Origin of the sequence: Leifsonia sp. NPDC058248 (assembly GCF_042881905.1) — a bacterium.
Taxonomy (GTDB): domain Bacteria; phylum Actinomycetota; class Actinomycetes; order Actinomycetales; family Microbacteriaceae; genus Leifsonia.
This window is the reverse complement of sequence record NZ_JBHVXB010000008.1, coordinates 1-22,723: the sequence shown is the minus strand read 5'-3', so window position 1 is coordinate 22,723 and position 22,723 is coordinate 1. Positions and strand designations below refer to the sequence as shown.

Here is a 22,723-nt window from a genome sequence, read left to right as displayed (position 1 = left end):
CGATCGGTTGCCGGGCGTCCCTACTGTGGCCCCTGGCCCGGACGGGAATCCGAGCCGTCCACGAATGGGCGGCGACCATCCGGGACACCTCACACCAGGAGGAACCTTGACCATCAAGCGCACACGCGTCGCCGGCCTGGCCGCCGCGGCCACCGTCGTCGCCCTGTCGCTCGCAGCCTGCTCGGGCGGCGCCAACGCAGCAGATCCCTCCGGCGGCGCGTCCGTCGACGCGGCCACTGCCACCAGTGCGAAGGACTTCGGTTCGATGGCTGCGCTGGTCTCCGCCGCGAAGAAGGAGGGCAGCATCAACATCATCGCGACCCCCGGGGACTGGGCCAACTACCAGCAGATCTTCGACGGCTTCACGAAGAAGTACGGCATCACCATCAACCCCAGCCAGGACAGCGCCTCCAGCCAGGAGGAGATCGACGCCGCCAAGAAGCTCAAGGGCCAGGACTCCGCTCCGGACACCTTCGACATCGGCAGCTCCGTCGCCCTCGCCAACACGCAGTACTTCGCTCCGTACAAGCCGACCGGCTGGGACGACATCCCCGCCGACCAGAAGGAGAGCACCGGCCTCTGGAAGGTCGGGTACTACGGCGTGATGTCGGTCGGCTACGACGCCAACAAGATCAAGTCGGCGCCGAAGTCGTTCGACGACCTGCTCTCGTCGGAGTTCAAGGGCGCCGTCGCGCTCAACGGCAACCCGACCCAGGCGGCCGCCGCAGCGGGCGCCGTCGCCTACGCCGACCTGCAGGCGGGCGGGACGCTCGACGACCTCACCCCCGGCATCGACTGGTTCTCCAAGCTCAAGAAGGCGGGCAACTGGAACGCCGCCGACGGCAAGCCGAACACCATCGCCTCGGGTGAGACCCCTGTGCTGCTCGACTGGTCGTTCAACCAGAAGGGCTACGCGACCAGCGACACCATCAAGGGCGGCGGCGTCGACTGGAAGTACGTCGTGCTCCCCGGCACCGCGTACGTCGGCTACTACAACCAGGCGATCAACAAGGATGCCCCGCACCCGGCCGCCGCACGCCTCTGGGAGGAGTACCTCTACAGCGACGACGCGCAGAACGCGTGGCTCAAGGGCGGCGCCTACCCGGCCCGCGTGGACGCCATGCAGAAGGCCGGCACACTCGACACGGCCGAGTTCCCGGGCAAGCTCGACACGGTGGCCGTCATGACGGACAAGCAGGCGACGGACGCCGGTACCCTGCTGAACGCCAAGTGGGCGAACGCGGTCGGCTGATGACCACCCCCGCTGACGCTCTCGCGCCGGCGATCGACGCGAGTGCCGCCGGGTCTGACACCCGGCGGCATTCGCCGTCACGCGTCGTCGCCGTCTCCTCCCGTCGCCGCCGGCGCGGCGTCCCCGCGCTGCTCGGCCTCACCCCGTTCGCCTTCTACGTCGTCGTCTTCCTGGCGGTGCCCACCGTGGTCGCCGTCGGCAGCGGCTTCTTCGACGGCGCGGGGCACCTCACCTGGTCGAACATCTCGGGTCTGGCCGAGCCGGCCATCGCGGGCTCGTTCTTCGGCGCCTTCTTCCTGTCGGCCGTGACCGCGATCGTCGGCGCCGTCGCCGGAGCCGCGCTCTGCTTCGCCATGCTGCGGTCGCGTCCGGGCGGCGTCGCCCGTTCGCTCGTCGACTCGGCGAGCAGCGTTCTCGCCCAGTTCGGCGGCGTGATGCTGGCGTTCGCCTTCATCGCCACGATCGGTGCGCAAGGGCTCGTCACGGTGCTGCTGCGCAACCAGTTCCACATCAACATCTATGAGAACGGCGTCTGGCTCTACACGGTGCCGGGGCTGATCCTGCCGTACCTGTACTTCCAGATCCCGCTGATGGTGATCACGTTCATGCCCGCGCTCGAAGGCCTGAAGCCGCAATGGCTCGAGGCGAACGCCACATTGGGCGGCAGTCGTGCCACGTATTGGTGGCGGGTGGGCATCCCGGTTCTGCTGCCGTCGTTCCTCGGCAGCCTCCTGCTGCTGTTCGCGAACGCGTTCTCGTCGTACGCCACGGCCGCCGCGCTGGTCGGGCAGGCGAACAACATCGTGTCCCTGCAGATCCGGCAGGCGCTCATCAGCGAGACCGTGCTGGGCCGGGCGAACCTGGCCGGCTCGATGTCGCTCGGGATGCTCGTCGTGATGATCGTCGTGATGCTCGGCTACTCCGCTCTGGTGTCGCGAACGGCGAGGTGGCAGCGATGAGCCGCGGCCGTGAGACCCTCCGCTTCGGACCCGGGCCGGTGACGCGGGCGATCATCTGGACGGTCTTCGGACTGTTCTTCCTCATCCCGCTCTTCTCGATGCTGGAGTTCACGCTGCGCACCGCGAAGCCGGGCGTGTACGACTTCAGTCGCTGGATCCTGGTGTTCAGCGGCACCACCACGCGCTACGACCGCATCTACCAGGGGCTCGGCAACTCGCTCGTGCTCGCGGTGGTGACCGTGCTCATCGTGCTCATCGTGCTGTTCCCCACGATGGTGCTCGTCGAGCTGCGGTTCCCCCGGATGCGCCGCGTGCTCGAGGTCATCTGCCTGCTCCCGATCATGATCCCGGCGATCGTCATGGTGGTCGGCCTCGCTCCGACCTACGCCGTGGTGACGAAGCTCTTCGGCTCGGGCACGTGGACGCTCGCCTTCGCCTACGGCATCACGGTGCTGCCGTACGCCTACCGGGCGATCCAGAGCAACATCGCAGCGATCGACATCGTGACGCTGAGCGAGGCGGGCCGCTCGCTCGGCGCCGGCTGGCTGAGCGTGCTCACGCGCATCCTGGTGCCGAACCTGCGCCGCGGCATCCTCGCCGCCAGCGTGCTCTCGGTGGCCGTCGTGCTCGGCGAGTTCACCATCGCGTCCCTCCTCAGCCGGACCAACCTGCAGACCTCGCTGCTGCTGGTGTCGCAGTCCGACCCGTTCGTCGCGGTCATCTTCGCGCTCCTCGCGCTGGTGTTCGCGTTCCTCCTCCTCGTCGTGGTCGACCGTCTCGTGACGGCCCGACGACGCAGCGCGAAAGGCTGACCCCATGCCCCCGACCTCGTCACAGACCTCCCTGTCATCGCCCCAGCACGGCTCCACCGTCGAACTCCGCGACGTCGTGCGCGACTTCGGCGGCGGTGTCGGCCTGAACGGCCTGAACCTCGCCGCGCGGCCGGGCGAGCTCATCGCCCTGCTCGGACCGAGCGGCTGCGGCAAGACCACTGCACTGCGCGCCCTCGCCGGCCTCGAACGGGTCGACGCCGGGAGCATCCTGATCGACGGCGCCGACGTGAGCGACGAGCCCACCAACCGGCGCGACCTCGGCATGGTGTTCCAGTCGTACTCATTGTTCCCGCACCTCACGGCGGGCCAGAACGTCGAGTTCGGGCTCCGGATGCGCAAAGTCGCTGCCGCCGATCGCCGCAGCCGTGCCGCCGAGGCCCTCGAACTCGTCGGACTCGACAACCACGCGGGCCGCTACGCGCATCAGCTGAGCGGTGGGCAGCAGCAGCGTGTCGCCCTCGCCCGCGCCCTCGTCACGCAGCCGCGCGTGCTCCTGCTCGACGAGCCGCTCTCAGCACTCGACGCCAAGGTGCGCGTGCAGCTCCGGGAGGAGATCCGCCGGATCCAGACCGAGCTGGGGATCACCACCTTCTTCGTGACGCACGACCAGGAGGAGGCTCTCGCGATCGCCGACCGGGTGGCGGTGATGCGCGCCGGCGACATCGAGCAGATCGGCACGCCGGAGGAGCTGTACGGCCGGCCGGCCACGCCGTTCGTCGCCGAGTTCGTCGGGCTGACCAACAAGCTGCCGGGGGAGGTGTCCGGCGGTGAGCTGACTGTCTTCGGGCGCCGGCTGCCCCTGGTGACCGGCGGCCTGCCGGACGGGCCCGTGGAGGCCTACCTGCGGCCGGAGGACGTGCTCCTGGCATCCGCGGGCATCCCGGCCCTCGTCGTGTCGACGAGCTTCCTGGGCGCGCTCCGCCGGACCCGGGTGCAGCTCGGCGACGGGACCGAGCTGGCCGTGCAGCACGGGGCGCGGGAGACTCCCGAGCCCGGCGCGCGGGTGCACGTGGAGTTCGCCGGGACGGCGGTCACGGCGACCCCGGTCGCGACGGAGTCCCGTGCGGGCGCGGTCCCGGTGGGGGTTGCACGCTGAGAGTAGAGTGATCCTCATGTCAGATGACTACGCGGGGGTGGCCGCCGGGAACGACGACATGACGGTCGATCTCTCCACCTTCGAGAAGACGCTCGACCTCAGAGACATCGCCACCAAGATCCGCATCGACGATATCTTCCACTTCCCGTGGTTCCTTCCGATCGACACGATCAGCCCGACCCACACCGTGGGCAAGGGGCGGACCAACCTCACCCTGATCGCGCCGGACATCATGCAGACCGACACCGTCGGCACGCCGTACGCCTCGTTCTCCAACCGGCAGACGCAGGCGGGCGGGCCGGGCGTCTCCGTGCACTTCGCCCCCGGGGCCTACGGCATCTCGGGCACGGGCAGCTACGTGGTCTCGTTCGCGATCTCCGCCTCCGGGCCCGTCACGCTCAGCGTCGGCGCCTACGCGGGCAGCGGGACGACCAGCGGAACCGGCAGCAGGACCGTCAACGCGAACGTCTCGGTCGCGGTGGTGCTGAACAACGTGCCGCCGTCGCAGCAGACGTACGTCTCGATCCAGCAGACCGGTGGGGCCCAATGGTCGTGGTACACGACCAGCATCGAGCATCCGCCGCTCGTCTTCCAACCCTGAGCATTCTCCCGGACCGCGGTCAACCCCGGTGCGGCGCTGGAGCGCGCCCCTAAACTGACCACCATGGCTGACACGGATGCGACCCCACCCGTTCCACCCGGCACGCCCGGTGCGCCCGGCGAGAATCGCGCCCCCGCGCGAAACTGGTTGCTCGGCCGCCGGCGCAGGGAGCTCGACGAACCGGTCGAGCCGATCGACGGATCGCTCCCGCGGGGGGTCCGGATGGCCGGCGCCTGGTCGTGGCGCCTGCTGGTCATCGGCGGTGTCATCGCCGTCTTCATCTTCCTGGTCATCCAGCTGCGGCTGATCATCATCCCGCTGCTGATCGCGGTGCTGGTCTCGGCACTCCTCGTGCCGCTCGTCGACTTCCTGCACCGCCACAAGTGGCCGCGCTGGCTGGCCATCGTCACCGCGATGGTGGGGGTGATCGCGATCGTCGGCGGTCTGCTCTACCTCGCCATCTGGCAGGTCACGCGGCAGAGCCATGAGCTCAGCGTGCAGTCGATCGCCGCCTACGACGAGTTCCGCGCGTGGCTCACCAGCGGCCCGCTCGGCCTGAGCGAGCAGCAGATCAGCGACGGGCTGAACTCGATCGGCTCCTCGTTCCAGCAGGACAGCCAGGTGTTCATCTCGGGCGCCCTCTCGATCGGCTCGACCCTCGGGCACGTGCTCACCGGCCTGCTGCTGACCCTGTTCAGCACGCTCTTCATCCTCATCGACGGCAAGAGCATCTGGGGCTGGATCGTCCGGATCTTCCCGAAGCGTGCACGGCCGGCCGTCGACGGCGCGGGGCAGGCGGGCTGGCTCACTTTGCGCAACTTCGTCAAGGTCCAGATCGTGGTGGCGTCGATCGATGCCGTCGGAATCGGCCTGGGCGCGTTCATCCTCGGGCTTCCCCTCGTCATCCCGATCGCGGTCCTGGTGTTCCTGGGCTCGTTCATCCCGATCGTCGGCGCCGTGATCACCGGCGCGCTGGCCGTGATCATCGCCCTGATCTTCAAGGGCTGGGTCTTCGCGCTGATCATGCTCGGGATCGTGCTTCTCGTGCAGCAGATCGAAGGCCACGTGCTGCAGCCGTTCATCATGGGGACGGCCGTCAAGGTGCATCCGCTCGCCGTCGTGCTCGTCGTGGCGGCCGGATCGCTGCTCGCGGGCATCCCCGGCGCCCTGTTCGCGGTGCCGTTCGCCGCCGTGCTCAACGTCATGGTGCACTACATCTCGAGCGGAGTGTGGCGAACGCGGCCACCGGGGGAGTACGACCAACCGCAGGATGCCCTCTGGCAGACGGTGCCCCTCCCCGTGCGCCGGCCGCGGGCCTGAGATGTGCCGACACATTCGGCTGCGGGAATACGGGCGCGAGTAGGCTGAGCGGGTGGCCAGGCTGACAGAAACGACGCGCACACCGTTCGCCGGGCCGAGCCTCGCCGAGATCGAGGCGGCGCGCGAGATCGTGTCGCGGGTAGCGGAGCCGACGCCCATCGAGACCTCGCGCTACCTCGCCGACGTGCTCGGGGCGCCCGTGTTCCTCAAGTGCGAGAACCTGCAGCGCACCGGCTCGTACAAGATCCGCGGCGCCTACAACCGCATGGCCAAGCTCGACGCCGGCGAGCGCGCACGCGGCGTCGTCGCCGCCTCGGCCGGAAACCACGCGCAGGGCGTCGCCTTCGCGGCACGGGAGCTCGGCATCAAGGCCACCATCTTCATGCCGGTCGGTGTCGCCATCCCCAAGTTCCAGGCCACCCGCGCCTACGGCGCCGACGTGGTGCTGAGCGGCAGCATCGTCGACGAGACCCTGCGGGCCGCGGCCGACTTCGCCGCCGAGACCGGCGCCGTGCTCATCCCTCCGTTCGACCACCGCGACGTCGTCGCCGGGCAGGGCACGCTGGGTCTCGAGATCCTCGACCAGGTTCCGGATGCCGCTACCGTCGTCATCCCCATCGGCGGCGGCGGGCTCATCTCCGGGGTCGCCAGCGCGGTCAAGCAGCGCGCTGCACAGGAAGGCCGTGAGATCCGCGTGATCGGCGTGCAGGCGGCCAACGCCGCCGCCTACCCTGCGTCGCTCGAGGCGGGCGAGCCCACCGAGATCGCGCTCGTCGGCACCATCGCCGACGGCATCGCGGTGAGCAAGCCGGGTGTGCTCAACTTCGAGATCATCCGCGACATCGTCGACGAGATCGTGACCGTGAGCGAAGACGACATCGCGCGCGCCATGCTGGTGCTGCTCGAGCGGGCGAAGCTCGTCGTCGAACCGGCCGGCGCCGTCTCCGTCGCCGCCATCCTCGCCGGCAAGATCGCCCCGACCGGCACCACAGTCGCCATCCTCTCCGGCGGCAACATCGACCCCCTGCTGATGCAGCGCGTGATCAGCCACGGTCTGGCCGCCTCCGACCGCTACCTCAAGCTCAAGATCATGCTCCCCGACCGTCCCGGTCAGCTCGCACGCATCTCGGAGATCCTCGCCGGCGCGAACGCCAATGTGGTCGAGGTGCTGCACACCCGCCACGGCCGCGGTCTGCAGATCAGCCAGGTCGAGCTCGACGTGAGTGTTGAGACGCGCGGCACCGAACACCGCCAGCAGGTCATCGAGGCGCTGCGCTCCGCGGGATACGATCCCGTGCTCGACTACGAGTAGGCGTGCATCCGGTCGTCAACGACCACCCGCACAGACGAACGAGACGGGCCGGCAGAATCTGCCGGCCCGTCTCGTTCGTGCGGAGGGGTCTACTGACCGGTGTAGGTCTCGACTTTGGTGACCTTCACGGTGATCTCCTTGCCGTTCGGCGCCGCGTACGTGGTCGACTCGCCGACCTTGAGGCCGAGGATGGCGCCGCCCAGCGGGCTCTGCTCGCTGTAGACGGGCAGGTCGGTGCCGGCCGCGATCTCGCGGTTGCCGATCAGGAAGACGCTCTTGTCGCCGGCGATGGTGGCCGTGACGACGGTGCCCGGCTCCACGACGCCGTGGCTCTGCGGGGCCTCGCTGACGGTCGCGTGCCGGAGCAGCTGGGTGAGCTGCACGATGCGCGCCTCGATCTTGCCCTGCTCGTCTTTGGCCGCGTGGTAGCCGCCGTTCTCCTTGAGGTCGCCCTCCTCGCGGGCCGCTTCGATGCGCTTGGCGATGTCGTTACGGCCGTTGACGCTGAGCTCCTCGAGTTCCGCGGCGAGGCGGTTGTACGCATCCTGGGTCAAGAAGCTGACCTGAGAATCCTGAGACATGATGAACTCCTTTGCGCCACCGGCGTTTGCGCCGGTTGGGCAGATCTTGGCCGGTCGGGTGACCGGCGAGATAAAGTCGACGCCCCGACAGCTCGTCGAGGCGTATCGAAGAATCCTAGGTCAGCCAGCAGCTTGAAATCAAACCTGTGTTGCTCTGCTGGGTGGTCCTGATCATCTCGGTGTGTGTGGTGATGCGGGCATCCGACGCCGGATACTCGACGATGCGCCACCCGACGATCGCGAACGACTCGTCGAGCGCCTGCACGGCGCATGTCACGGGCGTGCCTTTCGGTGTGTTCACGGTGAAGGTGATCGAGACGTGGTGGGCGTCGACGATCGTGTATGCGGTGTCCGTCGCCTCGAGGTTGGCCTGGTCGCCGTCCCAGCCCGCCCAGAACACCCACGCGGTGAAGACGGCGACGAACGCGGCCGCGGCCCCGACGATCCACCAGCGGTTGCGTCGTTTGCGATCGGGGCTGCGCCCGTAGCGCTGATCGAGTGTCCCGGTCACCGCCATGCTTCTCCCAGCACTGAAGACTCCTGTGAAATGGTGCACCGTGCTCGACGGTAGGCTTGAACTCCAAGACTAGGAGACGAATCTGGGAATCGTTCTCCACGCGAGGCAGAAGGAAACGGTGCCGTGAACCGGCGATTGATGGCTGTCCACGCCCACCCCGACGACGAGTCGAGCAAGGGTGCGGCGACCTACGCCTACTACACCAGCCTCGGCGACGACGTGATGGTGGTCAGCTGCACCGGCGGCGAACGCGGCGACATCCTCAACGACGAACTGCCCGACCTGGCGATGGCCCGCCGCGACCTCGCGGGGCTGCGCCGCCGCGAGATGGCGGCCGCTCAGGCGGTGATGGGCATCCGGCATCGGTGGCTCGGCTACGTCGACTCCGGCATGGCGCGCGACGACGGCACCTTCCCGGTGAACTCCTTCGCCTCGATCCCGGTCGAGATCTCGGCGGAGCCCCTCGTGCGGCTCGTGCGCGATTTCAAGCCGCACGTCATGGTGACCTACGACGAGAACGGCGGCTACCCGCATCCGGATCACATCCGGGCCCACGTGATCGGCGTCGAGGCCTATCGCGCGGCCGCCGACCCCGCGCGGTACCCCGAGGCGGGCGCGCCGTGGGAGGTGTCGAAGCTGTACTACGACCGCATCCTGAACTCCGCCCGGCTGAACGCCGTGTACGAGGCGCTGCTCGCGGCCCAGCCCGGGTCGCCCCTGGTCGAGCGGATGCGCGAGATGCGCGGCTGGATGGGTGAGCGCTCCTTCGACGCCACCACGCGCATCCCGGCCGGCGACTTCTTCGAGGCCCGCGACCGTGCCCTGCGCTCGCACGCGAGCCAGGTCGCCCCCGACAATGCCTTCTTCTTCTGGCCGAACGACGTGCAGCGCCGGGCGTGGCCGACCGAGGACTTCCAGCTCATCGACTCGAAAGTGGAGACGCAGATGCCCGAAACCGACCTGTTCGCCGGAATCGAGGAAACCGCGTGATCGCTGCGGCCCTCCTGCGCGCCTCGCTGTACTTCGCGGCCGCTACCCCGAGCCCGACGCCCTCGTCCGGGCCGGACCCGAACGACATCACCCCCGGCGTGGTCGGGTTCCTCGTCACGTTCGCCATCGCGGTGGTGGTGGTGCTGCTCGTGATCGACATGACGCGCCGCATCCGCCGGGTGCGCTACCGGGCCGAGATCGCGGAGAAGCTGGACGCCGAGCAGGCCCGCGCCGCCGACGACCGTCCGGAGGACGACGAGCGCCCGTAGCGTCGCCGCCACCCCGTCGTTTGCCACTGGTCGTCGTCATCCCGGGCGGGTTGACGACAGCTACTGGCAAACGACCGGCGCCAGACCCCGCTCAGCCGACGTTGTAGACGGGGTTCATCGCGATCAGCAGGGTCGCGGTCCAATGGCAGAGGAACGCCAGGACCGTCAGCGCATGGAAGATCTCGTGGAAACCGAACCTGCCGGGGAACGGGTTGGGCTTCTTCATCCCGTAGATCACGGCTCCCACGGTGTAGAGCACGCCGCCCACGATCACCAGCACCATCATCGCGACGTTCGCGTCGAAGAGGTCGACGATGTAGCCGAGAGCGCCCCAGCCCATCCCGATGTAGATGGGCACGTACAGCCACCGCGGCGCGTGGATCCAGAACACCCGGAACCCGATGCCCAGCAAGGCGGCTCCCCACACGAGCGCGAGCAGCAGGATGCCCTTCTGCGCCGGCAGGGCGAGCACGGCGAGCGGGGTGTACGTGCCGGCGATCAGCAGGAAGATGTTCGCGTGGTCGATGCGCTTGAGGACGATCTTGGTGCGCGGCTTCCAGTTGAAGCGGTGGTACAGGGCCGAGTTGCCGAACAACAGCATCGACGTCAGCATGAACACCGCTGACGCCCACTTGGCCGGCGCGCCCTCCGCGAGGGTGATGAGCACGATGCCGGCGGCGATGGTGACCGGGAACGTTCCCGCGTGGATCCAGCCGCGCCAGGTCGGCTTGATCTCGGCGACGTTCGCCGGGGAGGCGTCGATGAACGGGAGGTTCGGCAGCTCGGGTCCGCGATCCTCGTCGGCCTTCACGGCCGCATCCGCTGCGCCGAGCGCAGCGGCCGGCTCCTGGAGCAGCTCGGCGACGTCTTCGGTGGCGGGGGTTTTACGCGGCGTCATGGACCAAGGGTACGGGACCGGCGTGGCCCGGAGGCTGTGAGTTCATCGCAGCCGGTCGCGGTAACGTACCTGTGTGAGCAAACGGAGTTTCCCCCTCGGGCGCGGCCTCCTCTACGGGCTCTACCAGACCCGGCTGAAGCGGGACCTCACTCAGGATTCCCTACCACGCCACGTCGCCATGATCATCGACGGCAACCGGCGCTGGGCGCGGCAGGCGGGCCTGAAGACGGTCGCGCACGGGCATCGGGCGGGCGCTGCCAAGATGCGCGAATTCCTCGAGTGGTGCGACGAGCTCGGCATCTCCGTCGTGACGCTCTACCTGCTCTCGTCGGACAACCTCACCAACCGCAGCAGCGCAGAGCTCTCCGACCTCATCGAGATCATCGCCGAGCTCGCCGACGACCTCTCTCGTTTCCGCGACTGGCGCGTGCAGCACGTCGGTTCGACCACGGGGCTTCCCCAGCCGCTCGTCGACGCTCTCCGCGCCGCCGAGGAGCGCACGGCCGGCAACACCGGCCTGCACGTGAACCTCGCGATCGGCTACGGCGGCCGCAAAGAGATCACGGATGCGATGCGCAGCATCGTCGCCGCCCACTCGGCCGAGGGCGGCAGCCTGGAGACGCTGGCCGACCTGCTCACCCCCGACATGATCGGCGAGCACCTCTACACCGGGGGCCAGCCCGATCCCGACCTCGTCATCCGCACCTCGGGCGAGCAGCGGCTGAGCGACTTCATGCTGTGGCAGAGCGCCCACAGCGAGTTCTACTTCGTGGAAGCCCTCGGGCCCGACCTGCGCGAGGTCGACTTCCTCCGCGCCGTGCGCGACTACTCACGACGGCAGCGCCGCTACGGCGGCTGAGTGCGGCTACGGCGGCTGAGTGACCGCTTCGGCCGCGCGGGCGAGCCGGGACGAGCATCCGGATGCCCGGACTGACAGAATATCCGGGGACCATGTCTGACGAGGAAGGCCAGATGACGACGATCGAGGAGTTCGCGGCCGGGTTCCGCGAGGAACCGGGCTACCTGGACTACGGGCGGGTCGGGCCGCTCTCGGCGACCGTCCTCGCCGAGACGACCGGACAATACGAGATCCTCGCCACGGGCCGGTTCGGCAGCATCGAGGGGATGCGCCGCGAAGACGAGCGCCTTCGTGACGCGGTCGCGGCGCTGACGGGCTTCGACACCGACCAGATCGTCTTCCAGCCGAACGCGTCCAGCGGGCTGATGCACGGGCTCTTCGGACTCACCGGCGGCGAAGTGCTGCTGTCCGCTGCGGAGTTCCCGAGCATCACGTATGCGGCGGTGCGCGCGGCCCAGGCGATGCACGTCGTGACCCCGACCTGGCTCGAGACCGACCACGGCCGGGTGACCCCGGGCCAGATCCGCGAGCAGATCACCCCGAACACGTCGGCTGTGGCGGTGAGCCTGGTCGACTCGCGCACCGGCTACCTGGCCGACATCGACGGCATCCGCCAGGTCATCGGCGACCGCCTGCTGATCGTCGATGCGATCCAGGGCTTCGGCGTGGTCGACGCGCCGTACGGTGTGGCCGACGTCGTGGTCTCCGGCGGCCAGAAGTGGACGCGCGCCGGCTGGGGAACGGGCTTCCTCGCCGTCAGCGAGCGGGCGCTCGACCACCTCACGCCGGTGTTCAGCGGATGGACCGGAACCGACACGACCGAGTCGTGGGACGAGGTCGTCGACCCGAGCGGCCGGGCCAGGGCGTTCAGCGTCAGCAACCCCGACCTCGTTGCCGAGGCACGGTTCGCCGCGGCTCTCGAGGAGATCGCGGCCGTCGGCGTCGGTGCGATCGAGGAGGCGATCTCGTCCACGGTCGACGAAGTGCTCGACCTCGCCGACGAATACGCCATCCCGGTCGCGTCCTCCCGCAACGGCGAGGAACGGGCCGGCCTCGTCGTGCTCGAGCCCCGGCCGGAGCAGCTGACGGTGCTGAGCGCATCCCTCTTCAACCACGGCGTGAGCGCGTCGACACGGGCGACCACCGTGCGTCTGAGCATCCACGCCGGAACGGGTGACGAGACGCTCGGGATGCTCCGCGCAGCGTTCACCTCATACGCCTCCGCCTCCTGAATCGCCACCTCCTCAACTGGGGGTGAGAGTTCACCTGATCGAAACGCGACACGCGCGTGTTTCGAGGCGAAGTGTCAGATGTGCGGCGTAGTTTCAAGTCATCGGGCACGGCGCCCGATCGAGACGGCCACGTAAGTTCGTTTCGATACCCACCGGCCGACTCGCCAACAGATCCGCCGCCCTTCGGGAGCGAGCGGGGTGGGAGTGGTTGTGACCGAACACGTAACCCGACAGCCGGCACGCACGGATCAGACAGCCGAGACCACCGAGCAATCCGAGCGAACGTATGTGCTCGACACCTCGGTGCTGTTGTCCGACCCGAAGGCGATCTTCCAATTCGCCGAACACGCCGTCGTCATCCCCGTCGTCGTCATCAGCGAACTGGAGGGCAAACGGAACGACCCCGAGATCGGGTACTTCGCCCGGCAAGCACTGCGGAACCTCGATGAGCTCCGCGTGCTCCACGAGCGCCTCGACTTCCCGATCCCGGTCGGCGACGGCGGCTCGTTGCGGGTGGAGCTGAACCACTCCAACATGTCCGTGCTCCCGAGCGGTCTGCAGCTCGGCGACAACGACTCCCGCATCCTCGCGGTCGCACTCAACCTCGCGAACGACGGACTCGCCGTCACCGTCGTCTCCAAAGACATGCCGCTGCGCGTGAAAGCCGCGTCCATCGGCCTCGCCGCCGAGGAGTACCGCCACGAGCTGGCGGTCGACTCGGGCTGGACCGGTCTCGACGAGATCACTCTCGGCTCGGAGCAGATGGCCGACCTCTACGAGAACGAGTGGATGAAGACGGCGCTGGTCGCCGAGCTGCCCGCGAACACCGGGCTCATCATCCACTCCGACCGGGGATCCGCTCTCGGCCGGGTCACGGGCGACGGGTCCTTCAAACTGGTGCGCGGCGACCGCGACGTGTTCGGACTCCACGGACGCTCGGCGGAGCAGCGCCTGGCCATCGACATGCTGCTCGACCCGGAGGTCGGCATCCTGTCGCTCGGCGGTCGTGCGGGCACCGGAAAATCGGCCCTCGCGCTCTGCGCGGGGCTCGAAGCGGTGCTCGAACGCCAGCAGCACAAGAAGATCATGGTCTTCCGCCCGCTCTACGCGGTCGGCGGCCAGGAGCTCGGCTACCTGCCCGGCGACCAGGGCGAGAAGATGAACCCCTGGGGCCAGGCGGTGTTCGACACGCTCGGCGCGCTGGTGTCTCAGAACGTGCTCGACGAGGTGCAGGACCGCGGCATCCTGGAGGTGCTGCCGCTCACGCACATCCGGGGCCGCTCGCTGCACGACGCCTTCGTGATCGTGGACGAGGCGCAGTCGCTGGAGCGCAACGTGCTGCTCACGGTGCTCAGCCGGATCGGCCAGAACTCGCGTGTGGTGCTCACCCACGATGTGGCGCAGCGCGACAACCTGCGGGTGGGCCGTCACGACGGTGTGGCCTCGGTGATCGAGACGCTGAAAGGACACCCGCTGTTCGGTCACATCACGCTGACCCGGTCGGAGCGATCGGCGATCGCGGCGCTTGTGACCCGGATGCTGGAAGGCAACGAACTGACGTAGGGGCTTCGGCCTCCTCGTGCGCGCGGCGGCGCCCGGCCCGGATGACGGGACGGGCGCCGCGGTGCGTGCGCGTGCGGGTGCGTGGGTATGCGGGCTTGCGGGCTTGTGCGGTTGTGGCGCTTGCGATCGGCGTGTTCGTGCCCGCTGTGGACGGGGGAGACGTCTGTGGACAACCCCGTTCGCCGATCCGCGCTGGCTAGCGTGGAGTGGTGGGGGAACACGATGGGGGAATCGGCCTGTGCGGGCCGGTGCGCGCACCGCGGTGGCGAGTGTGGGGGATGCTCGCCACCGCGCTCGCGCTGGTCGGTATCGCGCTGGTCGGTGTGGCGGTGGTCGGTGCTGCAGTGTTCGGCGGAGGAGTCGATCCGCCCCGGCTGGCGGGTGTGGCGTATGTCGCCGCCGTGACCGGTCCGCTCTGGGTGACGGATGCCCGTGAGCGCCGGCTCCCCAACCCTCTGGTGATGCCCGGCTATGCGTTCGCGGCGGTCGGTCTCGGGTGGCAGTGGCTCGCACGCGGCTCGCCTCCATGGCAGGCGCTGGCGTGTTGCGCGGCGACGCTGGTCGCCTTCGTGGTGGTCGCGGCGACCGGCGGACTCGGCATGGGGGACGCGAAGCTCGCGGGCCTGCTCGCGCTGGTGCTGGGAGGGTTCGGTGGTGGGCTCTCGGTCGTCCTCGCGTTCGGGGTCGCATTCGTGGGAGCGGGGGCTGCGGCCTTCTGCACGATGCGGCATCCGGATGCCCGCCGCGGCGACGACGTGCCGCTCGGGCCGTTCCTGCTCACGGGGTTCTGGTTCGCGGGGATCTGGCTCGCAGGGTTCTAGCTCGCAGGTTTCTAGCTCGCAGGGTGCTGGGCCGCGGGAGTCGGGAGTGTGCCTGTGTGCGGGCTTCCCCGGGGTGCGGGTGAGCGCAATTCCCGAGATGTCGTCGGGCGCGCCGATGAAGTGCGCGCAATTCCGGAGATCCGGGACCTGATGGTCGCGAATCTCCGGAATCACGCCGACGGCGAGCGGTGCTGGGCCGGGGCAGAACCAGCCGGGCCGGCTCAGCCGGGGTGCGTCATGCTCAGCACGTCGAGGGACGTGTCGAGCTGCTCCAAGGTGACCTCGCCGCGGTCCACGAAACCGAGGTCGATGACGGCCTCGCGCACGGTCATCCCCTGGGCGACCGAGTGCTTGGCGACCTTGGCCGCCGCCTCGTAGCCGATCACCCGGTTGAGCGGGGTCACGATCGAGGGGGACGACTCCGCCATCGCGCGTGCGCGTTCGAGGTTGGCCTCGAGCCCGATGATCGTCTTGTCGGCGAGCACGCGGCTGGCCTGCGTGAGCAGACGGATCGACTCGAGCAACGCGGTGCCCATGACGGGGATCGCCACGTTCAGCTCGAAGATTCCGGACGCGCCGCTCCACGCGATGGTGGCGTCGTTGCCGATGACGCGCGATGCGACCATCAGCACGGCCTCGGGGATCACCGGGTTGACCTTGCCCGGCATGATCGACGAGCCCGGCTGGAGGTCGGGGATGTGCAGTTCGCCGAGACCGGTGTTGGGTCCCGACCCCATCCAGCGCAGATCGTTCGAGATCTTGGTGAGGCTGACGGCGATCGTTCGGAGCGCGCCGGAGGTCTCGACCAGCGCATCCCGGTTGGCCTGGGCCTCGAAGTGGTTGCGTGCCTCGGTGATCGGCAGCTCGGTCTCCTCGGTGAGGAGCTCGATCACCAGCTGCGGGAAGCCGATCGGCGTGTTGATGCCGGTGCCGACGGCGGTACCGCCGAGCGGCACCTCGGCGACCCGGTGGAGGGCCGACTGCACGCGCTCGATGCCGAGCCGGATCTGCGCGGCGTAGCCGCCGAACTCCTGGCCGAGGGTGACCGGGGTGGCGTCCATCAGGTGGGTGCGGCCCGCTTTGACCGCGGTTGCCCACAGTTCGGCCTTCTCTTCAAGGGCGACCGCGAGGTGGTCGAGCGCGGGGATGAGGTTGTCGATCAGGGCGCCGGTGACGGCGATGTGCACCGAGGTCGGGAAGACGTCGTTCGACGACTGCGACGCGTTGACGTGATCGTTGGGGTGGACCGGGCGGCCGAGACGCCGCGACGCGAGGGTCGCGAGCACTTCGTTCATGTTCATGTTCGATGACGTGCCCGAACCGGTCTGGTACACGTCGATCGGGAACTCGCCGTCGTGCACTCCGGTGACGACCTCGTCAGCGGAGGCGGCGATCGCGTCGGCGATCTCCTGGTCGAGGACGCCGAGCTGGGCGTTGGCGAGGGCCGCCGATTTCTTGATGCGGGCAAGGGCGGCGATCTGCGCCGGCTCCAGCACCGACCCCGAGATGGGGAAGTTCTCGACCGCGCGCTGGGTCTGCGCGCCGTAGAGCGCGGACGCGGGTACGCGCACCTCGCCCATCGTGTCGTGTTCGATGCGGTAGTCGGTGTCCGCCTGGGTGTCCACCACGGTGTGTATTCCTTTCTGGTGCGTCCGGGCGTCCGGCGGATGCCGGCGCTCTCGCGCGTTTCTATTCGGAGGCCGGAACGGCCTGTCCGACGACGATGTCGGGCACGACCCGGCCTTCTTGCAGCCGGTAGTTGGCACCAACGATAGCCAACGATCCCTCGGCGACGGCAGCGCTGATGAGCTCGGAGCTCTCGAGGAGCTCGGCGACGGTGTCGCGCAGATGCTCGCGGCCGACCTCACCCGCATCGACCGTCGACGTGTCGACCGCCTGGTCGAGCGGCGTGCGGGTGACGCGGTGCACGGCGGGGACGATGGGCTGGATGAGCCGGGAGATGTGCGGGGGGAGCGGAACGGCGTCGTCGGCCTGTGAGTCGATCGCGGCCCGGACCGCGCCGCACTCGTCGTGACCGAGCACGAGGATGAGCGGGACGTGCAGCACCGCGACCGCATATTCGAGCGAGCCGAGCACCGAGTCGGACATCACCTGGCCGGCGTTGCGGACGACGAAGGCGTCTCCGAGGCCGAGGTCGAAGATGATCTCGGCGGCGAGTCGCGAGTCACTGCACCCGAAGATGGCCGCAAGAGGCGCCTGACCGCCGGCGATGTTCTCGCGGCGTTCGACGTCTTGCCGCGGATGCTCCGGGTCGCCGCTCACGAAGCGCTCGTTGCCGCGCAACATCGCGTCCCACACACGTGACGGTCGAGGCATGCCCATCAGGAACCTTCCAGCCGGCGGATCTGGTCGGCGAGCGAACTCGCCGCGATATGGAACTCGTCGTTCGCCGCCGTGCCGAACAGGATGATCGAACTGTCGGCGGCGTGCGTGACGAGCGCGTAGTCGACGTTGCCGTTGTCGTTCTCGGAGTCGCGGTTGTCGTAGACGTCCCACGTGATGCCGTCGATGGTCGTCGTGCCCTTGATCATCGACTTGTTCACCTGCTGGGCCACCCAGCTGTCATTCGCCTTGAAGCCCTGCGTGAGCGCGACGTACTGCTTCTTGGGGGTCAGGAGCCCGACGTACCACGAGTCGACCTTGTCCGGCGTCTTGGAGCGCAGCTGGGCATTGTTCGACTTCCAGCCGGCGGGGAGCTCGGGGACCAGCAGCCGGTCGGGTTCGGAGCCCTGGGCCTGGGAGGCGATCGACGCGTAGTCGACAGGGGCGGAGCTGTCGACCGGGTTGCCGCGAGGCACGACCAGCACGATCACGACGACCAGAGCGACGGTGGCGATCAGCGCGTAGACGAGATTGCTGACGGTCTGGCGGTTGCGGTGGTTGGCCGAGTTCTCGGCCTTGCGCGCTGCCGTCTCTTCCGGGGTCTCCGGGCGGCCGAGCTCGGCGACGACCGCCGGGGGTTTGGTGCGGGGACTCATTCGCTGTCAGCGGCTCCCGAGGCGCCGGAGCCCGCGCTCACGCCCGACTGCACACCGGCCCGGGCGGCGTCGAGACGCGCTTTGGCTCCGATCAGCCATTCCTCGCAGCGGCGGGCCAGCGCCTCGCCGCGCTCCCACAGGGCGATCGACTGCTCGAGCGTCGACGAACCCTGTTCGAGTTCGGCGACGACGCGGACGAGTTCGTCGCGGGCCTGCTCGTAACTGAGGGAGTCGGTGCTGAGCGGGTCGGTGCTGAGGCGCGTGTCCTCGTTGGGGGGCATGACATCCATTCTATTTGTCGTCCTGATGGGCGGCTGAATCCGCGACGGCTCCGAGGGCGCCGCCCGCGACGGTCACCCTCAGGCGTGTTCCGGCGGGCGCCTCGCCGGGCGTGCGCAGCACGGCCCCGCCCGGCAGCTGGACGATGGCGTAGCCGCGGTCGAGGGTTCCCTGCGGCGAGAGGGCGCGAAGCTGCCCGCGCAGTTCGGCGGTGCGCGTGGATTCGCGGTCGATCGCGCGCTCCATGAGCTCGGCGCCGCGCGCGACGAACCGCGTCAGCTCTTCGGCCCGCGAGTCGACGATCCATCCGGACGACGCCAGCGAGGGACGCGATCGCAGATGCCCGATGCGATCGATCTCGGCCGAGAGGAGGTGCGTCAGCCGCACGCCGATGCGGGCGCGCACCTGATGCACACGAACGAGCTCTTCTGCGACGTCCGGGACCACGCGCTTCGCCGCGTCGGTGGGGGTGGATGCACGCAGATCGGCGACCTCGTCGAGGAGCGGTCGGTCGGCCTCATGCCCGATGGCGCTGACGATCGGAGTGACGGCCGCCGCCGCCGCGCGCACGAGCGTCTCGTCACTGAAGCCGAGAAGATTCTGGAAGTCGCCTCCGCCGCGGGCGATGATGATGACCTCGACCTCGGGGTCGGCGTCGAGCGTGCGGATCGCCGCGGTGACGTCGGCCACGGTGCGCTCACCCTGCACGGCGGCGTGGACGGTGCGGAAGCTGACCTGCGGCCACCGCAGCTGCGCGTTGCGCAGCACGTCTTTCTCGGCGTCGGAGTCCTTGCCGGTGATGAGCCCGATGCGATGGGGGAGGAACGGCAGGCGCTTCTTGCGCTCGGGCGCGAAGAGCCCCTCGGCGGTGAGCTGCTGCCGCAGGCGCTCGAGCCGTTCGAGCAGGTCGCCGAGGCCGACGTGCCGCATGTCGAAGACCTGCATCGTCAGCGATCCGCCCTTGACCCAGTAGTTGGGCTTGATCAGTACGATGACGCGATCGCCCTGTTTGAGGTCGGCAGGGATGCGCCCGCGAACCGACGACCAGATCGTGAAGCCGACCGTGGCGTCTTCGTTGAGGTCTTTGAGCTTGCCGTAGACGTTGCCGCCCGAGACGCCCCACTGCGTGATCTCGCCTTCGACCCACGCCGTTCCCAGTCGCTCGATCCAGCCGCGGATCTTGTTCGACAGCGTGGCCACGGGCCACGGGGCGTCCGCCGTCGGCGGTCCGACCTCCATCGACGGCGCGCTCGCGGTCTCCGTCACCCGTGCCTCCCATCGAGTCCTCAGCGCGCTCACCTAGGATCAAGGTGTGAGCGACGCAACGATCAGCCTTCCCATGCCGAGGATTCCCGGTCTGCGAGGCCGGCTCAAGGATACCCCGGTCGTCGGACACAAGAGGGTTCTCCTGGCCGCACCCCGTGGATACTGCGCGGGTGTGGACAGAGCTGTCGTGGCCGTCGAGAAGGCCCTCGAGCACTACGGCGCACCGGTCTACGTTCGCAAGCAGATCGTGCACAACGTGCACGTCGTCTCGACCCTCGAACAGCAGGGCGCGATCTTCGTCGACGAGGTCGATGAGGTGCCGACGGGGGCTCACGTGGTCTTCAGCGCGCACGGCGTCTCGCCCGCTGTGGTGAAGTCCGCCGCCGACCGCGGGCTGCGGGCCATCGACGCCACCTGTCCGCTGGTCACCAAGGTGCACCGCGAGGCGGTGCGGTTCGCCCGCGACGACTTCGAGATCCTGCTCATCGGACACGAAGGCCATGAGGAGGTCGAGGGAACCGCCGGCGAGGCGCCCGACCACGTCACCCTGGTCAACGGACCCGACGACGTCGACACCATCACGGTGAAAGACCCCGACAAGGTGGTCTGGCTGTCGCAGACCACACTGTCGGTCGACGAGACGATGGAGACCGTGCGCCGGCTGCGCGAGCGCTTCCCGAACCTGCAGGATCCGCCCAGCGACGACATCTGCTACGCCACCCAGAACCGCCAGGTCGCGATCAAGAAGGTCGCCGAAGACGCCGACCTGGTCATCGTGGTCGGGTCCGCCAATTCGTCCAACTCGGTGCGCCTCGTCGAGGTCGCGCTCGAATACGGCGCCAAGGCTGCCTACCGCGTCGACTACGCCAGCGAGATCAAGCAGGAGTGGCTCGAGGGCGTCGCGACCGTCGGAGTGACCAGCGGAGCATCCGTGCCCGAGGTCCTGGTGCAAGAAGTGCTCGACGACTTGAACGGCGCCGGCTACAGCGACGTGCAGGAGGTCAAGACGGCGGAGGAGGACCTGATGTTCTCGCTGCCCAAGGAGCTGCGCAAAGACCTCAGCGGCAAGCAGGACACGCGCGCGCTGGGTGGTCGCGGGCTCTAGAAGAAGCGCCGCAGGCCGGGCACGCGCCGGGCCCCGAGGCTCACCGCGAACGACACGACGGCGATGCCGGCCCAGGTCGCGAATGCGACGAGCAGATGGTTGTCCAGTGCGACGAGCAGCGCGGGGAACAGCGTGACCGCGAGCACGAGGAAGAAGAAGTGAACCAGGAAGACGCCGAACGCCGCGTCTGACAGCTCGGCGAGCATCCGGGCACTGCGGCCGCGCAGCGTGACCCGGGCGAAGATGCTCTGGCCGACGACGAACACACCGATCGAGGCAACAGCGACGATCGCGCCGATGTAGCCCGCGGGCGAGACGGCCTGCAGCAGCGCCGGGCGGCTGAGGCTCCCGTACTGCCAGACCGTCTCCACCAGCAGCGCCGCGGTGATGACGGCGGCGAGGAGGGTCCACTTCCAGGAGAGGGCGACGTTGCGCAGCGCCCAGCCGGCGAGGAAGTACCCGACGTACGGCATCCATTGGGTGAGGGCGTTCAGCACGATCGGGTTCGGGGCGCCGAAATACGCCGAGAGGCCGGAGAGCGCGACCACGCTGACGGTGAAGGCGAGCACCGACCCGGCGAAGACGAAGGCGCGCCGTTGCCCTCCCTGGTTGAGGAAGGCCGCGAGCACAGGCGCGATCAGGTAGAGCCCGACGATCAGCCACAGGAAATAGAGATGGGTGTAGGCCGTGCCGGCTGCGACCAGTCCGAGGAGCTGCACAAGGCTGAGGTGCTGGTGACTCAGGAGGAGGCGCACGACGATGAGGTAGAAGAGCTGCCAGGCGATGAACGCCGGGCCGAGACGGATGAGGCGCTTGCGGTAGAAGGCCGCTGGTCCGGCCGACTGCGCGCGCGGCCCGAGAAGCAGAGCGCCGCTGACCATCACGAAGACCGGGATGACCCAGACGTTCCCGATGTCGACGGCCGTCGCCGCCCACCAGGTGCCGGAGCCGCGGATCGCCTGATTGCCGACGATCCCGCCGAAGACGTGGATGGCGATCACCCCGAGGATGGCGACGACCCGAAGGACGTCGAGCGATACCGAACGCGTGCGCGTCCCGTCGGCGCTCGGCTTCGGCCTCATGATGTCGGTGGTCATCCGTTCAGGCTATCGACGGGCTCCGTGAGAGCTTCCGGCTCGAGCCTCCGCGAGGACATCGCGACGCGGACGGGACGGCTCACGGGGTCGGCGTCGCCGTCGGCGACGGGGTGAAGCCGCTGTAGAAGCTCATGAGCGCAGGATCGGTCGAGAGCGCCACCGAGAGGAAGGCGATCAGAGCGATGAAGGCGATCGCCCCGGCGATCAGCGGGATGTAGAACGCGAGTCTCCGCTTGACCAGCAGCCAGATCGAGAGCGCGGCCGAGGCAGCCCAGAGGACGACCATCACGATCGAACCCGTGGCTATGATCCCCGGGATCGAGGGTGCGGCCGTGTAGTCGCCGAGGTTCTGGTTGGTGTGCACGAGCTGGATGGCGGCTGGGAAGGCGTTGATCACGCCGATGGAGTACGACATCCCGAGAAAGCCGACGATCAGCAGGACGAGGGTCCAGGCCAGGTTCCAGCGCGGTGCGTCCCGTCGCAGTTGCGGTGGTCCCTGGCGTGGGTCGTACGTCGGCAGGTACTGGTCGGCGAAGTGCCGGGCATCCGGATGCGCGTCGGGGGCCGGCCTCTGCGGCGTCTCCGGATGCGGGGGAGCGACCGGCGGGTTCGGCTTGGTGGTGTCGAGGCGGTCGACGTCCGACGGCGGACGCCAGACCCAGCCTCGGGGCGCCAGCTCACCGTATTTGGGGCGCGGGCGCTCGTCGGGCTGCTGTTCGTCGTCGGCCATGGTGGCCGTCCTCCCTGAAGATGCGAAGCGGGGGCCGGGGCCGCGGGGCCCCCGCGCCCCCCGGGGTAGCCGGTCTAATTGGCGCAGGTGGCGGCGCAACCCCTCTGAGGCGGGGGCGAAACCACGCGGACACCCAAACCGGTG

24 protein-coding genes are annotated in these 22,723 nt (G+C 68.9%); 14 read left to right on the top strand and 10 right to left on the bottom strand.

Translation table 11 applies throughout. The features are described 5' to 3' along the window. Window positions 1–106 precede the first annotated feature (106 nt). The 7 genes from ACFVV5_RS13955 (at window position 107) to ilvA (ending at window position 7,373) form a co-directional block, all read left to right on the top strand. Complete coding sequence (locus ACFVV5_RS13955; RefSeq protein ID WP_387245049.1) at window positions 107–1,252, top strand: ABC transporter substrate-binding protein; 1,146 nt, start codon at window positions 107–109, stop codon at window positions 1,250–1,252. Then, entirely contained in the window at window positions 1,231–2,211 is a 981-nt protein-coding gene (locus ACFVV5_RS13950; RefSeq protein WP_387245046.1) for an ABC transporter permease, read from the top strand. Before ACFVV5_RS13955 ends, ACFVV5_RS13950 begins: the two co-directional genes overlap by 22 nt. Next, window positions 2,199–3,023, top strand: a complete 825-nt coding sequence (locus ACFVV5_RS13945; protein ID WP_387245043.1) for an ABC transporter permease subunit — start codon at window positions 2,199–2,201, stop codon at window positions 3,021–3,023. The genes ACFVV5_RS13950 and ACFVV5_RS13945 overlap by 13 nt, the downstream gene beginning before the upstream one ends. A 4-nt stretch (window positions 3,024–3,027) precedes the next feature. After that, on the top strand, window positions 3,028–4,140 hold the full coding sequence (locus tag ACFVV5_RS13940; protein WP_387245040.1) for an ABC transporter ATP-binding protein: 1,113 nt from the start codon (window positions 3,028–3,030) through the stop codon (window positions 4,138–4,140). A 16-nt stretch (window positions 4,141–4,156) separates the two neighbouring features. Further along, on the top strand, window positions 4,157–4,741 hold the full coding sequence (locus tag ACFVV5_RS13935) for a hypothetical protein (protein WP_387245037.1): 585 nt from the start codon (window positions 4,157–4,159) through the stop codon (window positions 4,739–4,741). A gap of 63 nt (window positions 4,742–4,804) precedes the next feature. After that, window positions 4,805–6,061 (top strand): AI-2E family transporter, encoded by a 1,257-nt coding sequence (locus ACFVV5_RS13930; RefSeq protein ID WP_387245035.1) that lies wholly within the window; start codon window positions 4,805–4,807, stop codon window positions 6,059–6,061. 61 nt (window positions 6,062–6,122) lie between these two features. Further along, entirely contained in the window at window positions 6,123–7,373 is a 1,251-nt protein-coding gene (gene ilvA, locus ACFVV5_RS13925) for a threonine ammonia-lyase (RefSeq protein WP_387245512.1), read from the top strand. An 89-nt stretch (window positions 7,374–7,462) separates the two neighbouring features. On the opposite strand, the gene greA is transcribed toward ilvA, so the two are convergent. Both greA and ACFVV5_RS13915 read right to left on the bottom strand, forming a co-directional pair. Then, the gene (gene greA / locus ACFVV5_RS13920; RefSeq protein ID WP_387245032.1) at window positions 7,463–7,954 is read right to left on the bottom strand and encodes a transcription elongation factor GreA; all 492 of its coding nucleotides are present in this window, start codon (window positions 7,952–7,954) and stop codon (window positions 7,463–7,465) included. Window positions 7,955–8,069: 115 nt separating this feature from the next. Beyond that, window positions 8,070–8,471 (bottom strand): DUF4307 domain-containing protein, encoded by a 402-nt coding sequence (locus ACFVV5_RS13915; protein WP_387245029.1) that lies wholly within the window; start codon window positions 8,469–8,471, stop codon window positions 8,070–8,072. Window positions 8,472–8,609: 138 nt separating this feature from the next. Here ACFVV5_RS13915 and mca point away from each other — a divergent pair, with 138 nt between their 5' ends. Next, window positions 8,610–9,461, top strand: coding sequence for a mycothiol conjugate amidase Mca (gene mca, locus ACFVV5_RS13910; protein ID WP_387245510.1), 852 nt, complete (start codon window positions 8,610–8,612; stop codon window positions 9,459–9,461). Further along, window positions 9,458–9,730, top strand: a complete 273-nt coding sequence (locus tag ACFVV5_RS13905) for a hypothetical protein (protein WP_387245026.1) — start codon at window positions 9,458–9,460, stop codon at window positions 9,728–9,730. Before mca ends, ACFVV5_RS13905 begins: the two co-directional genes overlap by 4 nt. Before the next feature lie 91 nt (window positions 9,731–9,821). On the opposite strand, the gene ACFVV5_RS13900 is transcribed toward ACFVV5_RS13905, so the two are convergent. Continuing rightward, complete coding sequence (locus tag ACFVV5_RS13900) at window positions 9,822–10,628, bottom strand: hemolysin III family protein (protein WP_387245023.1); 807 nt, start codon at window positions 10,626–10,628, stop codon at window positions 9,822–9,824. A gap of 73 nt (window positions 10,629–10,701) precedes the next feature. Here ACFVV5_RS13900 and ACFVV5_RS13895 point away from each other — a divergent pair, with 73 nt between their 5' ends. The 4 genes from ACFVV5_RS13895 (at window position 10,702) to ACFVV5_RS13880 (ending at window position 15,103) form a co-directional block, all read left to right on the top strand. After that, on the top strand, window positions 10,702–11,487 hold the full coding sequence (locus tag ACFVV5_RS13895; RefSeq protein ID WP_387245021.1) for an isoprenyl transferase: 786 nt from the start codon (window positions 10,702–10,704) through the stop codon (window positions 11,485–11,487). A gap of 92 nt (window positions 11,488–11,579) precedes the next feature. Beyond that, window positions 11,580–12,719, top strand: a complete 1,140-nt coding sequence (locus ACFVV5_RS13890; protein ID WP_387245018.1) for an aminotransferase class V-fold PLP-dependent enzyme — start codon at window positions 11,580–11,582, stop codon at window positions 12,717–12,719. 210 nt (window positions 12,720–12,929) lie between these two features. After that, the gene (locus tag ACFVV5_RS13885; protein ID WP_387245015.1) at window positions 12,930–14,282 is read left to right on the top strand and encodes a PhoH family protein; all 1,353 of its coding nucleotides are present in this window, start codon (window positions 12,930–12,932) and stop codon (window positions 14,280–14,282) included. A 209-nt stretch (window positions 14,283–14,491) separates the two neighbouring features. Further along, entirely contained in the window at window positions 14,492–15,103 is a 612-nt protein-coding gene (locus ACFVV5_RS13880; RefSeq protein WP_387245012.1) for a prepilin peptidase, read from the top strand. A gap of 221 nt (window positions 15,104–15,324) precedes the next feature. On the opposite strand, the gene ACFVV5_RS13875 is transcribed toward ACFVV5_RS13880, so the two are convergent. The 5 genes from ACFVV5_RS13875 to xseA form a co-directional block, all read right to left on the bottom strand. Further along, window positions 15,325–16,731, bottom strand: a complete 1,407-nt coding sequence (locus ACFVV5_RS13875) for a class II fumarate hydratase (protein WP_387245009.1) — start codon at window positions 16,729–16,731, stop codon at window positions 15,325–15,327. A gap of 61 nt (window positions 16,732–16,792) precedes the next feature. Continuing rightward, the gene (locus ACFVV5_RS13870) at window positions 16,793–17,446 is read right to left on the bottom strand and encodes a carbonic anhydrase (RefSeq protein ID WP_387245007.1); all 654 of its coding nucleotides are present in this window, start codon (window positions 17,444–17,446) and stop codon (window positions 16,793–16,795) included. Continuing rightward, the gene (locus tag ACFVV5_RS13865) at window positions 17,446–18,102 is read right to left on the bottom strand and encodes a DUF4245 domain-containing protein (RefSeq protein WP_387245004.1); all 657 of its coding nucleotides are present in this window, start codon (window positions 18,100–18,102) and stop codon (window positions 17,446–17,448) included. The genes ACFVV5_RS13870 and ACFVV5_RS13865 overlap by 1 nt, the downstream gene beginning before the upstream one ends. Continuing rightward, window positions 18,099–18,383, bottom strand: a complete 285-nt coding sequence (locus ACFVV5_RS13860) for an exodeoxyribonuclease VII small subunit (RefSeq protein WP_387245001.1) — start codon at window positions 18,381–18,383, stop codon at window positions 18,099–18,101. The genes ACFVV5_RS13865 and ACFVV5_RS13860 overlap by 4 nt, the downstream gene beginning before the upstream one ends. A gap of 10 nt (window positions 18,384–18,393) precedes the next feature. Beyond that, entirely contained in the window at window positions 18,394–19,647 is a 1,254-nt protein-coding gene (gene xseA / locus ACFVV5_RS13855) for an exodeoxyribonuclease VII large subunit (protein WP_387244998.1), read from the bottom strand. A 73-nt stretch (window positions 19,648–19,720) separates the two neighbouring features. Here xseA and ACFVV5_RS13850 point away from each other — a divergent pair, with 73 nt between their 5' ends. Next, window positions 19,721–20,752 (top strand): 4-hydroxy-3-methylbut-2-enyl diphosphate reductase, encoded by a 1,032-nt coding sequence (locus ACFVV5_RS13850; RefSeq protein WP_387245506.1) that lies wholly within the window; start codon window positions 19,721–19,723, stop codon window positions 20,750–20,752. Here the strand turns inward: ACFVV5_RS13850 and ACFVV5_RS13845 are convergent. Together ACFVV5_RS13845 and ACFVV5_RS13840 are read right to left on the bottom strand one after the other, a co-directional pair. Continuing rightward, complete coding sequence (locus tag ACFVV5_RS13845) at window positions 20,749–21,849, bottom strand: acyltransferase (RefSeq protein WP_387244995.1); 1,101 nt, start codon at window positions 21,847–21,849, stop codon at window positions 20,749–20,751. The two genes, ACFVV5_RS13850 and ACFVV5_RS13845, sit on opposite strands and share 4 nt — an antisense overlap. 79 nt (window positions 21,850–21,928) lie before the next feature. Further along, window positions 21,929–22,579 carry a DUF6264 family protein gene (locus ACFVV5_RS13840; RefSeq protein ID WP_387244993.1) on the bottom strand — a complete coding sequence of 217 codons (651 nt, stop codon included), beginning with the start codon at window positions 22,577–22,579 and terminating at the stop codon, window positions 21,929–21,931. Window positions 22,580–22,723: the final 144 nt, after the last annotated feature.